The following is a 16197-nucleotide window of genomic DNA, read 5'->3' as shown; positions in this document are numbered from 1 at the left end:
TCCTTCATCCTCTTGCCTTTTACTGGCTGCCTTTCCGGTATTCTGTCGTAAATGTAGGGTCATACAGCCTGGACCGGCTGTAATGCCGGCACCGCACCACGTCCCCCACGATGATCAGCGCCGTCTTGGTGATCTGGTGCGCGGCCGCCGTATCGGCAAGCGTCCCTACCGTACAGATGTGACATTCTTCCTCCGGCCAGGTCGCCTTATAGACGATGGCTGCCGGAGTTTCCGGAGCATATCCGCCTGCCAGAAGCTCTGCTTCCAGTTCTTTCAAAAGCCCGGCGCTTAAAAACAACACCATAGTGGACTGATGCCCGGCAAAGGAGCGTACTTTTTCCTTTTCCGGCACAGGGGTTCGGCCTTCCATCCGGGTAATGACCACGCTCTGGGACACATCCGGCAGCGTATACTCCAGGTTCAGCGCCGCGGCCGCACCGCTAAAGGAGCTGACGCCCGGACAAGAATCATAGGAGATTCCAAGCTCATCCAGACGGTCCATCTGCTCCCTGACCGCTCCATACAAGGACGGATCCCCGGTATGCAGGCGGACCGTCATCCAGCCCTTTTCTTCTCCCTCCTGCATCTGAATAAGTACTTCTTCCAGAGTCATTACCGCACTGTTATAAATCCGGCATCCTTCTTTTGTCAATTTCAAAAGTTCTGGATTTACCAACGATCCGGCGTAGATCACCTGATCTGCTTCCTGTAATAAACGCTGTCCCCGCACCGTGATCAGATCCGGCGCTCCAGGACCAGCCCCTACAAAATGTATCATACCCGTTCTCCTTTATCTTTCACAAATATCAGCGTATAATATCCGGCTTCCTCCGGCATCTCTTCTGCGCCATGGAAAATTCTTTCCCCTTCCATACCGCAGTTTTCCACCATTACCACATCCATGTCCGCCGAAAGGAGCTGTTCTTTCATCTTTCCGTACTGCCGTCCGGCTTTCAGCAGGATCTTTGTCCCCGGAAGCTCCAGCGCCTCCTGGATCTGATAGGAGGCCGGCACGATGTGGATCTGCTCTGCCTTTTCCCCGATTCCCATCTGTACCCTGGCTGCCGCCGCGCAAAAAGAGGGGATCCCGCTTACGATTTCCGTCTGGTATCCCGCCTCCCGAAGCTCCTGGTGAACATAGAGATAGGTCGAATATACCGTAGGATCTCCCAGTGTCAGAAATGCCACATCCTTTCCGGCATCCAGCTCTTCCTTCAGCTTTTCCACTGCAGCCCTGTGGCTCTCTTCCAATATTTTCGGATCCTTCGTCATCGGCATATGGATCCCCAGAAGTTCTTTTTCTCTGACGGCCGGTTCCGCTCCGGCCGCGATCTGATACGCCACTGTCTCCTCCGGCGCCTTTCCCGGCACTGCAATCACTGGACAGTTTCTTATGATTTTGCATGCTTTTATCGTCATGAGCTCCGGATCTCCCGGACCCACGCCCACACCATACAATCTTCCTGCCATGCTCTACCTCCTGCTTTTTTGCAATATCGCATCCGCCTGACTGGTCTTTCCCAGCATCCCGTACACGTTGGAAAAAACGACAGCCGCCGTCTCCATCTCCACCGGTGCGCGGTAAGAAAGATACTTCTCAATCTTTGCCATGACCGCATCCATGATCAGACCACGTTCCTCTTCGGTACACTGCGCCAATGCATCGTCTGTGGTCACGCAGTCCAGGAAAGCTCTGGCCTTTCCTTCCGGAAGCCCGGCAAGGAGCGCCGCGGCCGCAAAAAGTTCCATCCGGCAGTCTGCCCATTTGGAGTGGGTGTTCATGATACCGCCCGCCACCTTGATCAGTTTCCCGATGTGTCCGACCAGCACCAGACCCTGATACCCGGCTTCCGCCGCCATATCGATGGAATCACCGATGAAATTGCTGCACTTTACAACGTCTGTTTCCTCTATGCCATAGCTCTGCTTCAGAAAATCCAGTCCATAATTTCCGGGGGAGAGGATCAGGTATCGTTTCCCTTCTGCGTATTTTACCTGCATCTCCAGACAGATGGTATCCAGAAGCGCCTGTTCGCTCATGGGCTCTACCCGTCCGCTGGTGCCAAGAATGGACAGGCCGCCCTCAATACCAAGCCTGGGATTAAATGTCCGCTCTGCCAGCTTCTCTCCCTCCGGAATGGAGATCACTGCCTTAAGGCCGCCCTCATACCCTGTCTCCTGCGCGGCGTCTGAAAGTTCCTGCCCGATCATTTCTCTTGGAACCCGGTTGATGGCAGAGGCTCCCACCGGCTGATTCAAGCCTGGCTTTGTCACCCGGCCCACACCGATTCCCCCTTCCACCAGATAAGCGCTCTCCCGGATCCGCTCCACCCGGCTTTCTACCAGAATCCCATTGGTGATATCCGGATCGTCTCCACTGTCCTTTTTCACTCCGCAGGAAACCGCTTCCTCTTCGATCTTGATTTCTTCTATGTGAAACCTGGCAGTCTCTCCATTTGGAAGGATCACCTGCGTCTCCTGGACCTTCTCTCCTGTGAGCAGCATCCAGGCGGCCGCCTTTGTGGCGGCCTGAGCGCAGGTGCCTGTCGTGTATCCCCGCGCCAGCTTTTTCCTTGTCATCTCCACCTCTCCTATATGAAAAAAAGCCCGCTTTCTTTTTCGAAAACGAGCATAAACACCACGGCTCTCCAGCCATGATGTGTGAAAACGTACAACCAGTTACTCGTGGTTCGGAAAATCCTGTACCCTAACAGGCAGGTCTCCTGGCTTTTAGATCTTTACAAAGCGTACGCCTTCCCGGTTCCCCAGTGGCTCTTTTTACCCTTTGCTCCCTAATGACAGTGACGAGTTCGCACAGGATTTTCACCTGTTTCCCTTTTCACCAGACCCGGCATTTTCCGGTCTGACACCTGTTAGTTCCTATTCAGTTACTAATTATAGAATATACCATATCCCGGCGGGATACGCAAGGAATATTGCCAGGGCAGATATGCCTTGTTATTTCAAATGCATAAGGCATCTTGTAAAAATATGGACCAGTCTTTATAATAGATACAGTTTACAATCTTCAAATTACAAGGAGGATCCTCATGAATATTGTATCCGATCTCATCAGATTTCTGGAAGGAAGCCCCACCTGCTTCCACGCAATAAAAAACACAGAAACAGAACTGGAACGCCACGGATTTACCCGGCTTTCCGAAAACGAAGCCTGGAGCCTGACCCCGGGAGGCAGCTACTATGTCACCCGCAACGGCTCGTCCCTGATCGCATTTACCATCCCGGCGGGGTCCTGGAGCAGCATGCACATTCTTGCAAGCCACAGCGACTCGCCCTGCTTTAAGATCAAGGAACATCCGGAGCTGGAGACAGAAGGCCATTACATCCGCCTCAATGTAGAGCGGTACGGCGGCATGATCCTGGCTCCCTGGCTGGACCGCCCCCTCTCCGTGGCCGGCCGGGTGATCGTAAAAGATGCCGGCACCGGAACATACACCATGAAACTGGTCAACATCGACCGGGACCTGGTTCTGATCCCGAATCTGGCCATCCACATGAACCCGGACGCCAACAAGGGCTATACCTACAATCCACAGAAAGACATGCTTCCCCTGTATGGAACCCTTTCTGCAAAAGATACCTTCATGAAAACCATCGCCCGGGCAGCGGGCGTAGAAGAATCCGACATCCTGGGCCACGATCTGTTCCTTTACAACCGGGAAAAGGCCAGCATCTGGGGCGCAGATCAGGAATTCCTCTCCTGCGGGCGGCTGGACGACCTCCAGTGCGCCTTCGCTTCCCTTGCCGGTTTTCTCGCAGGAAAAAAAGAAACGTATCTCAATCTCCACTGCGTATTTGACAACGAAGAAGTAGGAAGCGGCACCAGACAGGGGGCGGCCTCCACCTTCCTCTACGATACGCTGACCCGGATCTTTCTGGGACTTGGCAGATCCACAGAAGATTACCTCATCAGCCTGGCCGACAGCATGATGATCTCCGCAGACAATGCCCACGCCGTCCACCCCAATCACCCGGACAAGGCCGATCCATCCAACCGTCCATATCTTGGCGAAGGCATTGTGATCAAATACAATGCCAGCCAGAAATACTGCACAGACGGCATCTCCACAGCCATGTTCCGGGATCTCTGCCGGGAAGCAGGCGTGCCCGTACAGACCTTTGCCAACCGCTCGGATATGGCAGGCGGATCCACACTGGGGAACATCTCCAACACCCAGGTACCGCTAAACACCATAGATATCGGCCTTCCCCAGCTCGCCATGCACTCCCCCTATGAGACGGCAAGCGTAAAAGACACCGAATATCTGGTCCGTGCCGCGAAAGAATTCTTCGCATAGGGTACACCCCAAATGCCAAAAAGGTACAGGGCAAAATGCAAATGGGGACGTAGACCTTTGCAAAAGGTCTACGTCCCCATTTGCATGTTACCGGATCAGCATCGCGTCTCCGAAGCTGAAGAACCGGTACCGTTCTTTTACCGCCTCTTCGTAAGCGGCCAGTACATGTTCTCTTCCCGCCAGCGCGGATACCAGCATGATCAGCGTGGACTCCGGCAGATGGAAGTTGGTGATCAGGCAGTCTAATACCTTGAAGCGATACCCCGGATAGATGAAGATCTCTGTCCATCCGCTTTTTGCCTCCATGTGTCCGTTCTCATCCGCAGCTGATTCAATGGTCCGGCAGCTGGTCGTTCCTACGCAGATGACCCGGTGGCCGTTCTCTTTGGCCCGGTTGATCTTTTCTGCGGCTTCTTCCCCGATCTGATAAAATTCCGAGTGCATGTGGTGATCTGTGATCTCATCCACTTTTACGGGCCGGAATGTCCCAAGTCCTACATGAAGCGTTACTCTGGCGATGTCTACGCCTTTTTTCTGGATTTCCTCCAGAAGTTCCGGTGTAAAATGCAGTCCCGCCGTGGGGGCCGCGGCCGAGCCGGAATGCGCCGCATAGACGGTGTTGTACCGGTCTTTGTCTTCCAGCTGATGGGTGATGTAGGGGGGCAGAGGCATCTGCCCCAGCTGATCCAGGATCTCTTCGAAGATCCCGTCAAAGGTAAACTGCACCAGCCGGTTTCCTTCCTCTACAATGTCTATCACTTCTCCCACCAGAAGACCGTCGCCAAAACTGATCCTGGTGCCGATCTTTGCTTTTTTCCCCGGCTTTACAAGTGTCTCCCAGACATTATTTTCTTTTCTTTTTAATAATAAAATTTCTATCTTTGCATTGGTCCCGATCTTGGAACCGATCAGTCTTGCCGGGATTACCTTCGTGTCATTGATCACCAGACAGTCTCCCGCCTCCAGATAGTCCGTAATCTCCCGAAATACATGATGGGAAACAGCCCCGGACTCCTTGTCTAATACAAGGAGCCTGGAGCTGGACCGGTCTTTCAGCGGATCCTGGGCGATCAGTTCCTCCGGCAGATCATAATAAAAATCCTGTCGTTTCATGATGCTTCAGAATCCCTTCTATTTCTTATTCTTATTCTCTCAATCTATCTTTTGTCCGTCCTGGGGCGGCGCCATAGTTTCCTGCCCTCCGTAAGGCGGCTGCTGCGCTATATTCTCCTGCCCTCCGTAAGGCGGCTGCTGCTGCGCCATATTTCCCTGCCCTCCGTAAGGCGGCTGCGGCGGATTTCCCGGTGCCCCCGGACCCGCCGGCCTCACAAGGGGCGCCTGGTATCTGGGATACACCGGGATCACCTTGATCTTTTTTGCATAGATCACTCTGGTATCACAGAGAAAATCATGCAGGCCTCTCTTTTCCTTATCCACGCCGGCCATAATATAGCCGATCCCCACAGACAGGCTGCAGAGAAACCGCCCGATGGTTTCCCGGTAGACCACGTCCAAAAGCCCCAGCGGCTCCTCCGGGCAGGCGCTGATCACCCGCAGGTTCATGGCCCGTTTTCCCAGAGTCGTGCCGGTCAGCCAGGTACAAAGGATAAAATACAGCACCTGGAACACATACAGCAAAATATCCTTCAGCGTGTAGTGAAACAAGATGTTTCCTCCCAGCCATGTCCCGGACAGAACCGATAACACACCTGCCAGGAACAGACGTACCACCAGAAGCCCGAAAAATACGATCAAACTGTCGATGGCATACGCGGCAAGCCGCACCCAGAAGCCGGCATACTCTGCCTGCATCCCGGTTCCTGTGCATTCTGCCTGCGCTCCGGCTTTCACATATGGATTACTGCAACTGTTCTGCATAGTACATCGGCACCCCGCTTTCCATCTCCTGCGCGGTCTCGGTCAGGATCTGTGCTTCAGACTTTGGCACGATCTTTTCTGCACTGGCAAACAGCGAAGCCCAGGCGTTCTTCGGCGCCTCCAGTTCGTAGAACTCATCCGTGCCAAGTTCTTCACTCATCGCTTCTTTCATGTCATCGTAAAGACCGATCTCGTCGATCAGGCCATGATCCAGCGCCTGTCTTGCGGTATAGGTCCTGCCGTCAGCCAGCGCCGTTACCTCTTCTTTTGACATACCCCGTCCTTCGGCCACGATCTCCACAAATCTGCCATAATATTCATCTACCTGCGTCTGATAAATAGCGATCTGCTCATCAGTCATCTGGCTGCTGTCCTTATTTTCCCCGCTGGTAATGCTCACATAACGGATGCCCAGCTTCTCATACAGCCCGGTCATGTCGTAGCCCGACATGATCACGCCGATGGAACCGGTCATGGTATTGGGGTTGGCATAGATCCGGTCGGAAGCCATGGAGATCATATAGCCGCCGGAAGCCGCATAGTGGGACATATAGTCCCAGACAGGCCGTCCGGTTTCTTCCTTATATTCCTGAAGCTTCAGGTACAGCTCCTCTGACTCATACACCGTTCCGCCCGGAGAATCCACATACAGGAGGAGTCCCTGATTCCTGGAATCCTCCATCAGATGGTCAATATACTCCAGGGTCGTCGTGTGCTGATAGCCGGAAGAGCTAGTCAAAGCGCTGCCTTCTGTCTGCTCCTGGATGGTTCCTTCCACCCGCACCACGCCGATGTAATCGGTCAGGGGTGCATGAAATGTATAATCTCCTGTCAGCAGCGTCTCCATGCCGCTTTCCAGCATCTTCTCTGAAACCGTATTCGTAAGCACGCTGGAAGCTCCGATAACGATAAATAATACCGCAGCAACAATCAGTCCGCCGATCTGTTTTTTCTTCATAAGCAGTTTTTCACCTCATTATTTCCGAAGTTCGATGCCCATGCCTTCCAGTTCCTTCAGGATCCGGTTCATGGCCTCTGTCACTTCTGCGTCCTCCAGTGTCTTATCCTGCGCGCGGAATACGATGGAATATGCAAGGGACTTATAGCCTTCCTTAATCTGCGCGCCTTCGTAAATGTCAAAGAGCGCATAGCTTTCCAGATAGGTTCCGCCCTGTTTTTCAATCACTTCTTCTACCTGTCCGGCCAGGATTTCTTTCGGCATCACCATACTGATGTCTCTGTTTACAGCCGGATATTTTGCGATGCCGGTGTACTTCCGGTCAAAGGTGGCAAACTCTGTCACAGCCGGCATGTCCAGAACAGCCAGATATGCCCGTTCTCCGATGCCGTAAGCGTCCGCCACGTCCGGATGTACCTCGCCCAGATAACCGATCACAGTTCCCCGGTATACAATATCCGCCTGGCGTCCCGGATGAAGGTACGGCTTCCTGCTGTTCGGGTCATACACTTCTTTCTCAGAAAGTCCCGCTTTTTCCAGGAACTCCTCAACCACGCCCTTCATACTGTAAAAGTCGCCGTCACCGTACATACCAAGCGTAAACTGCATTCTCTCCTGCGGCAGCTCCTTCAGAGGCAGTTCATCCGGCAGGTATACATTTGCCAGCTCATACAGCCTTACATTCTTATTTCTGCGGTTATAATTCGTAGCAAGAGAAGTCAGCATTCCGTTCAGCGGTGTGGTACGCATGATGCTGTAGTCCTCGCCCAGCGGGTTCATGATCTCGATCGCACGGCGAAGGCTGGAATCCTCCGGAATCTGAAGCTTATCAAACACCTTCGGGCTTTCAAAGGAATAAGTCATGCCCTGGCTGAAGCCACAGAACTCCGCGATCTCTCTTGCGATCTCCTCCACCCGCAGCTTAAAGGGCAGTTTGCCCATGGTGGACTCTCCCTTGGGAAGTGTGGTGGGGATATTGTCATAGCCAAAGAATCTTGCCACCTCTTCTGCCAGATCCGCGGTGCGCAGAAGATCCTGACGGAAGGTGGGCACGATCACTTCCTGCTTCTGCGGGTCATAACCCAGATCGATCTTTTCGAAATATCCCAGCATCTCTTCTGCGGAAATGTCTGTTCCCAGCAGCACATTGATCTCTTCCGGACGGAACGGCAGCCGGATCTCTTCTCTCTTTTCCGGGTAAACGTCTACCATACCGCCGACCACTTCTCCGGCGCCCATCTCTTCTACCAGCTGGCAGGCGCGGTCAATGGCCGCCTGTGCGTTATTGGGATCCAGACCCTTCTCGAATTTGCCGGAAGCATCCGTCCGAAGTCCCACTTTCTTGCTGGACTTCCGGATGTTGGTGCCGTCAAAGCATGCCGCCTCAAACAGCATGGTGTGGACATCGTCTGTGATCATGGAATTCTCACCGCCCATGATTCCCGCGATACCGATAGACTTTCTGCCGTCGCAGATCATCAGCACCGACTCGTCCATCTGGCGTTCCTGGCCGTCCAGTGTGGTAAACTTCTCGCCCTTTGCAGCGGTGCGGACAACAATCTCGTGATCCTCGATAGTGTCCAGGTCATAGGCGTGCATGGGCTGTCCGTACTCTTCCATCACATAGTTGGTGATATCCACCAGGTTGTTGATGGGACGGATCCCCACAGAAGCCAGCCTTCTCTGCATCCACTCCGGAGACGGTCCGATCTTGATATTTTTTACAACTCTTGCGCAGTATCTCGGGCAGAGATCTGTATTTTTCACAGAGACCTTGATATAATCCGCCGCGTTTTCACTGTTTCCAGTCGGGGTTACCACAGGCGGGCAGAACTTCTTTCCAAAAGTAGCCGCCGCTTCTCTGGCAATTCCCACCACGCTGAAGCAGTCCACACGGTTGGATGTGATCTCATACTCAAATACCACGTCATGCAGGCCCAGCACTTCTACCGCGTCGGCCCCCACTTCTGTATCTTCCGGGAAAATGTAGATGCCTTCCTCCGGAGCGTCCGGGTACATATCCCGGTTGGAGCCCAGTTCCTCGATGGAGCACATCATACCGCAGCTCTCCACGCCTCTTAACTTTCCTTTTTTGATCTTGATGCCTCCGGCCACGCGGCTTCCCGGCTCATGTCCTCCAGCCACACGTCCGCCGTCCAGTACCACCGGAACCTTGTCGCCCTCATGCACATTGGGAGCGCCGGTCACGATCTGGATGGTCTCAGATCCTATATTTACCTGACAGATAATCAGTTTATCTGCGTCCGGATGCTTCTCGATCTTCTCAATCTGTCCAACCACGATCTTGTCCAGATCCGCATCCAGTTTCTCATATCCTTCTACCTTGGTTCCGGAAAGCGTCATCGCATCCGTATATTCCTGTGCTGTCACGTCAAGATCCGGAACATAGGCTTTGATCCATGATAATGATGTATTCATAAATAGTTATCTCCTTTCCTAGAACTGCCGCAAGAATCTGATGTCGTTTTCATACAGCAGCCGCATGTCGTCGATCTCGTATTTCAGAAGCGCGATACGCTCCAGGCCTACGCCGAATGCAAATCCGGAATACACCTCCGGATCAATGCCGCACATTTCCAGTACGTGCGGATGTACCATACCACAGCCCAGGATCTCGATCCATCCGGATCCCTTGCAGAACCGGCATCCTTTGCCTCCGCACTTAAAGCAGGAGACATCCACCTCTGCGCTTGGCTCGGTAAACGGGAAATGATGGGGACGGAACTTCGTCTTTGTCTCCGGTCCGAACAGCTCTTTTGCGAACACTTCCAGCGTTCCCTTAAGATCTGCAAAAGATACATTTTTATCGATCACCAGTCCCTCGATCTGATGGAAGGAAGGAGAATGTGTCGCGTCCACTTCGTCAGAACGGAACACACGGCCCGGGGAGATCACCCGGATCGGCGGTTTTGTATTTTCCATGACACGGGCCTGCACAGAAGAAGTCTGGGTCCGCAGCACAATGTCCTTATTGATGTAGAAGGTATCCTGCTCATCCTTGGCCGGATGTCCGTCCGGAATGTTCAGTTTCTCAAAGTTGTAAAGATCATACTCTACTTCCGGTCCTTCCACCACCTCGTAGCCCATGCCCACGAAGATACGCTCTACTTCCTCAAGCGCGATAGTATTGGGATGGCTGTGGCCCACCAGGTTCTTCCTGGAAGGCAGTGTCACATCGATCACTTCCTGCTTCAGGCGCTCTTCACGGATTGCCTTTTCCATATTTTTACGGGTCTCCTCCAGGACAGACTCGATCGCGGCACGGGTCTCATTGACCAGCTGGCCTACCTTGGGTCTCTCCTCCGGAGCCACATTCTTCATTCCTTTTAATACGGCGGTCAGTTCTCCCTTTTTCCCCAGGAACCTTACCCGCACATCATTTAATTTTTCCGGCACATCAGCCGCTTCTATGGCTCTGAGCGCCTCTTCTTTGATGTTCTTCAGCTTTTCCTGCATCGTTTTCCTTCCTTTCAAAATTCATTAAAGAAATAAAAAAATCGCCCCTTCAAAAGGGACGAGATCTACCCGTGTTACCACCCTGCTTCCTGCTTTTGCCCGGCAAAAACAGGCGCTCATTCCTGCGTAACGTGCATGGACGGCATCTCCTACTGCTGATTTCAAAGATGCAGCTAACGTGGGAAATTCGATCGCCACCTGAACCCGGAAGGACTTCCAGCCGCTGATCCTTCCTCTCTGCGGGAAAATGGGTCTCTACTGACACGGTCATCGCTTTTTTCTATACGACACCTATTGTAACCACATGCGCTTCGGATGTCAAGAGAAATCTCCCGGGAAAATCCGCATGTTCAGTTCTCCACCCAGCAAAATGCAGTACATGCAGAAATACATCCACAGCATGATCAGCACGATGGTGGTCAGGCTTCCGTACATACTGGAAAATCCGGTGAACACATCCACGTACACGGAAAACACCCAGGAGATCGCCATCCATCCGATGGCTGCAAATACGGCTCCCGGAAGCTGGCGCAAAAGAGAGTCTCTGCGGTTGGGCAGAAATTTATAGATCAGAAGCGAAAATGCGACCATGACGATCGGGGTCAGGATCGTACGCAGTTCGATCACCCGGTCCGCGATCTCCGCAAAGATCGGAATGTGTTCGGAAATAAAAATATTCAGAGAATTACCAAACACGGACAGCACCAGCAGAAACAGGATCACCAGCAGGAACATCAGCGTGTAGAGCGTGGAGCGGAGTCTTAAGATCACATAGTTACGGGTCTCTTTGCAGTGGTATACACAGTTCAGCCCCGTTGTCATGGCCAGAACGCCTTTTCCTGCCGACCACAGAGCCACAATGATCGTAACCGGGATGATCCCCATGGACTGATTGTACACCTGGTTCACCACCGTAGCCATCATGGAGTCTACAGAAGACGGGAATACCTGCATCACCGCCGTCATAACATCCGCCTTGGTCACCGGTGTATACTGCACCAGAGTCAGAAGGAGCAGGATGATCGGAATCATACACAGCATAAAAAAGTATGCAGACTGGGCCGCATACGCGCCTACGTGGTCGTTCCCGATCTCATCGGTGATATCTGTGATCTTTTCATATATCTTTTTCAGCTTATCCATGGACCTCTCCTGTCCCGGCCGTCTTCCGGCCTTTCCTGACTGATGCTTTCAGCTTTCAACAAAATAATACTCTCTAATTTTACTCGATTTTTCCCGGTTTGTCTATTGAAAAACCCGGTTCCATCCGTTACTATATATTTTAACTATATTTTTTACAATCAATTTTTACTAAGGAAGGGAATACAGATGGAACTTTTAAAAGAACGGATCTTAACAGACGGCGTAGTAAAACCAGGCAATGTACTGAAAGTAGACAGCTTTTTGAACCATCAGATGGACATTGATCTGATCAATGAGATCGGCAGGGAGTTCCGCCGCCGGTTCCCAAGCGAAAAAATCACCAAGATCCTGACCATCGAGTCTTCCGGTATCGGGATCGCCTGTATCGCCGCCCAGTACTTCCATGTACCGGTAGTATTTGCAAAAAAAGCCCAGAGCATTAATATTGACGGCGAAATCTACCACACCAAGGTAGAATCTTTTACCCACAAAAAAGTCTATGACGTGATCGTATCCAAAAAATTCTTAGGCCCAGAGGACCATGTTCTGGTCATCGACGATTTCCTGGCAAACGGCTGCGCCCTGATGGGACTGATCAGCCTGATCCGGGACGCAGGCGCTACCATTGAAGGCGCAGGCATCGTCATTGAAAAAGGATTTCAGCAGGGCGGAAAACTGATCCGGGAGACGGGCATTCACCTGGAATCCCTGGCTGTCATCGATTCCATGACCGACGACAGTCTGACGTTCCGGTAAGTTTCGTTTCCGGCAAGTTCAGTTGCTGATGATTTCCGTACCCGGATAGAAAAGCTGCAGGATCTCCTGGCAGCTTTTTCCTTTTTTGGCCATCTCATTGGCCCCGTTCTGACTCATGCCGATGCCGTGTCCATACCCGCCGCCCCGGATGACGAAGGTGTCGCCGGATTTTTCCACGGTAAAAAAGGCGCTTGGCAGAAGACTTCCTGATGCAGCGCTGGTCCCGTCCTGTCTGATAATCTCATACCCGCTTCCGCCAAAAGCCCTGCGGATCTTATTTTCTGTTTGCACAGCAGCGCTCCCTTTCTCCCCTGTAAATGTCACCTCCAAAGCCACGTCTCCTGGTCCCCGTTTTGTGACTTCCACCTTTGTCAGCATTCCCAGATCCTGCCGGAGATTCAGTCCTGCCAGATCCGAAAGGGTCTGCACCGGGATCTTTGCCTCCCACCGGTACCAGGGGAGATCTTTTTCATAATCTCCTGCCCCGTCTCCCACCTCTACAGACTGCAGATACTGATTCTGCGCATCCGGAGGCGTTCCCCAGGCCTCCAGGCTGGTCGTGCGTCCGCAGGACGTGGAATAATAATAGGCGGTCACGATCTGCCCCTGAAAGCAGAGCACCTGTCCCGCTGTCTCCTCCACTGCTCTATTTGAAGTCTCCTGGGCAGCGGAATTTCCGTACACCTGATAATCGGTGCTGTCGTTGACATGGGCCTCATATTCCGGATAGCCAAAAGACTCCATCTGCCGGTACGCATAGCTTCTGGCACAGACCGCCTGGGCCTTCAGAGCCTCCAGCTCATAGGAGGCCGGCATCTCGCTTGGAAGCACCCGGCAAAGGTAAGATTCCACAGGCAGCTCATTGATCAGGATCACACCTTCTGCTGTCGGGCGAAGTTCCAGCGTTCCCTGGTAGGAAGGCTGTCCGCAGCCCCGTTCGATGCTGTGGACCGTAAGATCCCCGCCGTCCCTGGCACGCAGGCGGATCACACCCCCTGCAAATCTGGCATCATCCGGACGGATGTCCAGCACCTGGCCGGCCGGGATCTCTTCCTGCCCCGTCCCCGATTCCAGCACAAGACCGGCGCCGGAAGAGACGCTTACCAGCGGATGGGCCTCATTCTGATACCCGGTGCTTAAAAGCAGCACGCGGATATCGGGATTGTCTGCCGGCGTCTTTTCCGCCTCCTTCTCCCCGGCTTCTGCCGCATCTTCCGCCCCCTCTTCTCTTCCGCCGCTTTGCTTCAAAACCGGCGTGTCCTTTTCATAAATACCTGGAAACCCGCCAGGATCCGCGACCACCGCCCGAAGGCCGGCAACAGACAACAGACAGATCCCCAGCGCCACCAGATAACATCTGATCCGATTCATACGGCCTCCTTGTCCTCTTTTTCCCTGTTCCTTTCATCCTATGACGAGACGTCCCGGGATATGAATCCGGGAGCGCTCCTGTAACGTAAAAAGGCAGCCGCGCAAGCGACTGCCTCATCTTTGGTATAGTCCCCGGAATGCCGTTTCCCGTATTTTGACTCCTAGCCACAGCTAGGTGGGTGTCCGCATCTGCTTTTCTGCCTTCCTCTTCCAAAACGGAGGCCTGACATATTACAGAGATATAAGAGTCCCGTTTAAAGTAATGTAGGTTCAAAATTACGGGGGATATCGAACATCCCAGGTTTCCACTGAAGATATTATAACCCATTTACCCGTTTTTTACAACTGTCTGGGAAAAGAATCTTACGCTACTCTTCCGTAATATCGCCCAGCTGATACCGGATCACCTTTTTCAGATCCGCAAGACTTACTTCCACCTGATATCCGATCTTGCCGGCGCTGAACATGATCTTGTCAAAATGTTCCGCGCTTTTGTCAATGGTCGTCACAAACTGCTTCTTCATCCCGATGGGGGAACATCCGCCATGGACATACCCGGTCAGCGGAAGAAGCTCTTTGGATTTGATCATCTCGATGCTTTTTTCTCCCACACACTGGGCGGCTTTTTTCAGGTTCAGTTCCCGGCTGACCGGCACAACAAATACATAGTGCTCCTTAGACTTTCCCACAGTCACCAGGGTCTTAAACGCCCGGTCCGGATCCTCTCCCAGAGCCTCTGCCACCTCCAGGCCGCTGACCGCGCCGGTGGATACATAATTATGGCTCTGATACTCGATCTTCTTCTGATCCAGGATCCGCATCACATTTGTCTTTTCTTCCTTTTTTCCCATGCTGCTCTCCTTCTTCCTTTCTATACCGTAGATTATACTCCGGCTGTCCCAAATGTTCCAGTCTCTATTTTGCCGCTTTCCGGTATACCCCATAGGCGACCAGCGCCGTGACAAGTTCCGCGATCCAGAAGGCGTTCCATACGCCTGCCGCGCCGAAGATCCGGCTGAGGAGAAAAGCGGCCGGTATGATGATAAGCACATACCGGAACAGGGAGATGACAAGGGATGGCACGCCTTTGCCCAGTCCCTCCAGCGCCCCGGACGACGTAACGGAAACTGCAGACACGACGAAGCCGGCGCTGATGATGCGAAGCGCGCTTTCTCCGGCCTGTATGGTCTCCTGGCTGTGGGTGAAAAGTCCGATCAACGGTCCGGGTACTGCCAGACAGATCAGGGTGCCAAAAATCATGATGATCCCGCTCATGAAAAGGACAATGCGGTATATCTGTCGGACTCTGCCTTTTTCTCCCGCCCCGTAATTGAATCCGATCAGCGGGCGCATTCCCTGGACGAATCCGTTCGCCGGCAGATACAGGAAGGTCTGCAGCTTGTAGTAGATGCCAAGGACCAGAATATATACTTCTGAAAACGCCGCAAGGATCGCGTTCAGCGCTGAGATCAGAAGAGACGGCAGCGCCAGATTCAGCGTGGCCGGGATCCCGATGGAATAAAGCCTTAAGACCATCCACTTTTCCGGCACCGCATATTCTTTGCGGATCTTGACCCGGATGGGGCGCATCACATATACGCCGATGTAGATCACCAGAGACAGCACCTGTCCCAGTCCTGTAGCAAGCGCCGCCCCCTCGATCCCCATGGCCGGGAACGGCCCCAGGCCAAAGATCATCACAGGATCCAGGATGATATTGGCAACGCATCCGCAGGTCAGCCCTACCATCGTAACCTTCATGGCGCCTACTGCCTGAAATACCTTTTCAAACACCAGACCCAGCATGATCGCCGTTGTAAATAAAAATACAATCGTTGAATACCGGATCCCCAGATCGATCACCGTCTCCGAGGAGGTGAACATCCGCAGGAATCCGGGCATGATCGCGATCCCCGCGATGGTAAGTATGACGGCGTGCACCATGGACAGCACCGTACCGATGGTCGCCGCCATATTGGCCTTTTTCTCATCTCCGGCCCCCAGATGCAGAGCGATCACCGCGTTCATTCCCACGCCAAAGCCAATGGCGATGGCGTTGATAAAATTCTGTACCGGATAAACCAGAGACAAAGCTGTCATAGCGTCCTCGCTGATCTGCGCCACGAAAAAGCTGTCCACAATATTGTACAGGGAATTGACCATCATAGACAGTACCATGGGCAGGGACATCGACAGGATCAATGGCAGCACCGGTTTTTCTTTCATAAAGTTCTCGTTCATACTTCCTCCTGCTGTGTTTCTTCTCAAAAAAAGCCACACAGTTACCAGTTCATG

At 52.9% G+C, this 16197-nt stretch carries 14 protein-coding genes, 1 other RNA gene, 1 riboswitch and 1 other annotated feature; of the genes, 2 read left to right on the top strand and 13 right to left on the bottom strand.

All coding sequences use genetic code 11. From position 1 onward, the window contains the following. Positions 1 to 19 precede the first annotated feature (19 nt). The 3 genes from cobM to cbiD are packed head-to-tail and all read right to left on the bottom strand — an operon-like array spanning position 20 to position 2580. Positions 20 to 778, bottom strand: a complete 759-nt coding sequence (gene cobM, locus H6A13_RS01030) for a precorrin-4 C(11)-methyltransferase (protein ID WP_070088201.1) — start codon at positions 776 to 778, stop codon at positions 20 to 22. Next, on the bottom strand, positions 775 to 1470 hold the full coding sequence (gene cobI, locus H6A13_RS01025) for a precorrin-2 C(20)-methyltransferase (protein ID WP_204907762.1): 696 nt from the start codon (positions 1468 to 1470) through the stop codon (positions 775 to 777). The genes cobM and cobI overlap by 4 nt, the downstream gene beginning before the upstream one ends. Positions 1471 to 1473: 3 nt before the next feature. Further along, entirely contained in the window at positions 1474 to 2580 is a 1107-nt protein-coding gene (gene cbiD, locus H6A13_RS01020; RefSeq protein ID WP_204907761.1) for a cobalt-precorrin-5B (C(1))-methyltransferase CbiD, read from the bottom strand. Between the two features lie 116 nt (positions 2581 to 2696). Further along, positions 2697 to 2889: riboswitch (cobalamin riboswitch) on the bottom strand. Positions 2890 to 3044: 155 nt separating this feature from the next. Here cbiD and H6A13_RS01015 point away from each other — a divergent pair. After that, positions 3045 to 4319, top strand: coding sequence for a M18 family aminopeptidase (locus H6A13_RS01015; protein WP_420827211.1), 1275 nt, complete (start codon positions 3045 to 3047; stop codon positions 4317 to 4319). 87 nt (positions 4320 to 4406) lie between these two features. Here the strand turns inward: H6A13_RS01015 and queA are convergent, their stop codons facing one another. From queA to H6A13_RS00985, 6 genes are all read right to left on the bottom strand, one after another. Continuing rightward, the gene (gene queA / locus H6A13_RS01010) at positions 4407 to 5432 is read right to left on the bottom strand and encodes a tRNA preQ1(34) S-adenosylmethionine ribosyltransferase-isomerase QueA (protein WP_204907759.1); all 1026 of its coding nucleotides are present in this window, start codon (positions 5430 to 5432) and stop codon (positions 4407 to 4409) included. A 39-nt stretch (positions 5433 to 5471) separates the two neighbouring features. After that, the gene (locus H6A13_RS01005) at positions 5472 to 6197 is read right to left on the bottom strand and encodes an RDD family protein (RefSeq protein WP_243424688.1); all 726 of its coding nucleotides are present in this window, start codon (positions 6195 to 6197) and stop codon (positions 5472 to 5474) included. Beyond that, positions 6178 to 7155: a signal peptide peptidase SppA gene (gene sppA / locus H6A13_RS01000; RefSeq protein ID WP_204907758.1), complete on the bottom strand. Its 978-nt coding sequence runs from the start codon at positions 7153 to 7155 to the stop codon at positions 6178 to 6180. The genes H6A13_RS01005 and sppA overlap by 20 nt, the downstream gene beginning before the upstream one ends. Before the next feature lie 18 nt (positions 7156 to 7173). Further along, positions 7174 to 9594, bottom strand: a complete 2421-nt coding sequence (pheT, locus tag H6A13_RS00995) for a phenylalanine--tRNA ligase subunit beta (RefSeq protein ID WP_204907757.1) — start codon at positions 9592 to 9594, stop codon at positions 7174 to 7176. Positions 9595 to 9612: 18 nt separating this feature from the next. Beyond that, positions 9613 to 10632, bottom strand: a complete 1020-nt coding sequence (gene pheS / locus H6A13_RS00990; RefSeq protein ID WP_204907756.1) for a phenylalanine--tRNA ligase subunit alpha — start codon at positions 10630 to 10632, stop codon at positions 9613 to 9615. 51 nt (positions 10633 to 10683) lie between these two features. Beyond that, positions 10684 to 10912: a binding site (T-box leader), on the bottom strand. 38 nt (positions 10913 to 10950) lie between these two features. Then, entirely contained in the window at positions 10951 to 11775 is an 825-nt protein-coding gene (locus tag H6A13_RS00985; protein ID WP_204907755.1) for a YihY/virulence factor BrkB family protein, read from the bottom strand. A gap of 186 nt (positions 11776 to 11961) precedes the next feature. On the opposite strand from H6A13_RS00985, the gene H6A13_RS00980 reads away from it, so the two are divergent. Then, positions 11962 to 12531, top strand: a complete 570-nt coding sequence (locus H6A13_RS00980; RefSeq protein ID WP_204907754.1) for a xanthine phosphoribosyltransferase — start codon at positions 11962 to 11964, stop codon at positions 12529 to 12531. Positions 12532 to 12549: 18 nt separating this feature from the next. Here the strand turns inward: H6A13_RS00980 and H6A13_RS00975 are convergent, their stop codons facing one another. The 4 genes from H6A13_RS00975 to H6A13_RS00960 form a co-directional block, all read right to left on the bottom strand. Then, complete coding sequence (locus tag H6A13_RS00975) at positions 12550 to 13902, bottom strand: SpoIID/LytB domain-containing protein (protein ID WP_204907753.1); 1353 nt, start codon at positions 13900 to 13902, stop codon at positions 12550 to 12552. Positions 13903 to 14027: 125 nt separating this feature from the next. Then, positions 14028 to 14209: non-coding RNA, 6S RNA (gene ssrS, locus H6A13_RS00970), on the bottom strand. A 61-nt stretch (positions 14210 to 14270) separates the two neighbouring features. Then, the gene (gene ybaK, locus H6A13_RS00965; RefSeq protein ID WP_204907752.1) at positions 14271 to 14753 is read right to left on the bottom strand and encodes a Cys-tRNA(Pro) deacylase; all 483 of its coding nucleotides are present in this window, start codon (positions 14751 to 14753) and stop codon (positions 14271 to 14273) included. Between the two features lie 64 nt (positions 14754 to 14817). After that, entirely contained in the window at positions 14818 to 16143 is a 1326-nt protein-coding gene (locus tag H6A13_RS00960; RefSeq protein WP_204907751.1) for an MATE family efflux transporter, read from the bottom strand. Positions 16144 to 16197 lie beyond the last annotated feature (54 nt).

The sequence above is a fragment of the Mordavella massiliensis genome (assembly GCF_016902415.1).
GTDB lineage: Bacteria > Bacillota > Clostridia > Lachnospirales > Lachnospiraceae > Merdimonas > Merdimonas faecigallinarum.
Note: the sequence above shows the minus strand (reverse complement) of the source record. Positions and strands in the feature narration are given on the sequence as shown.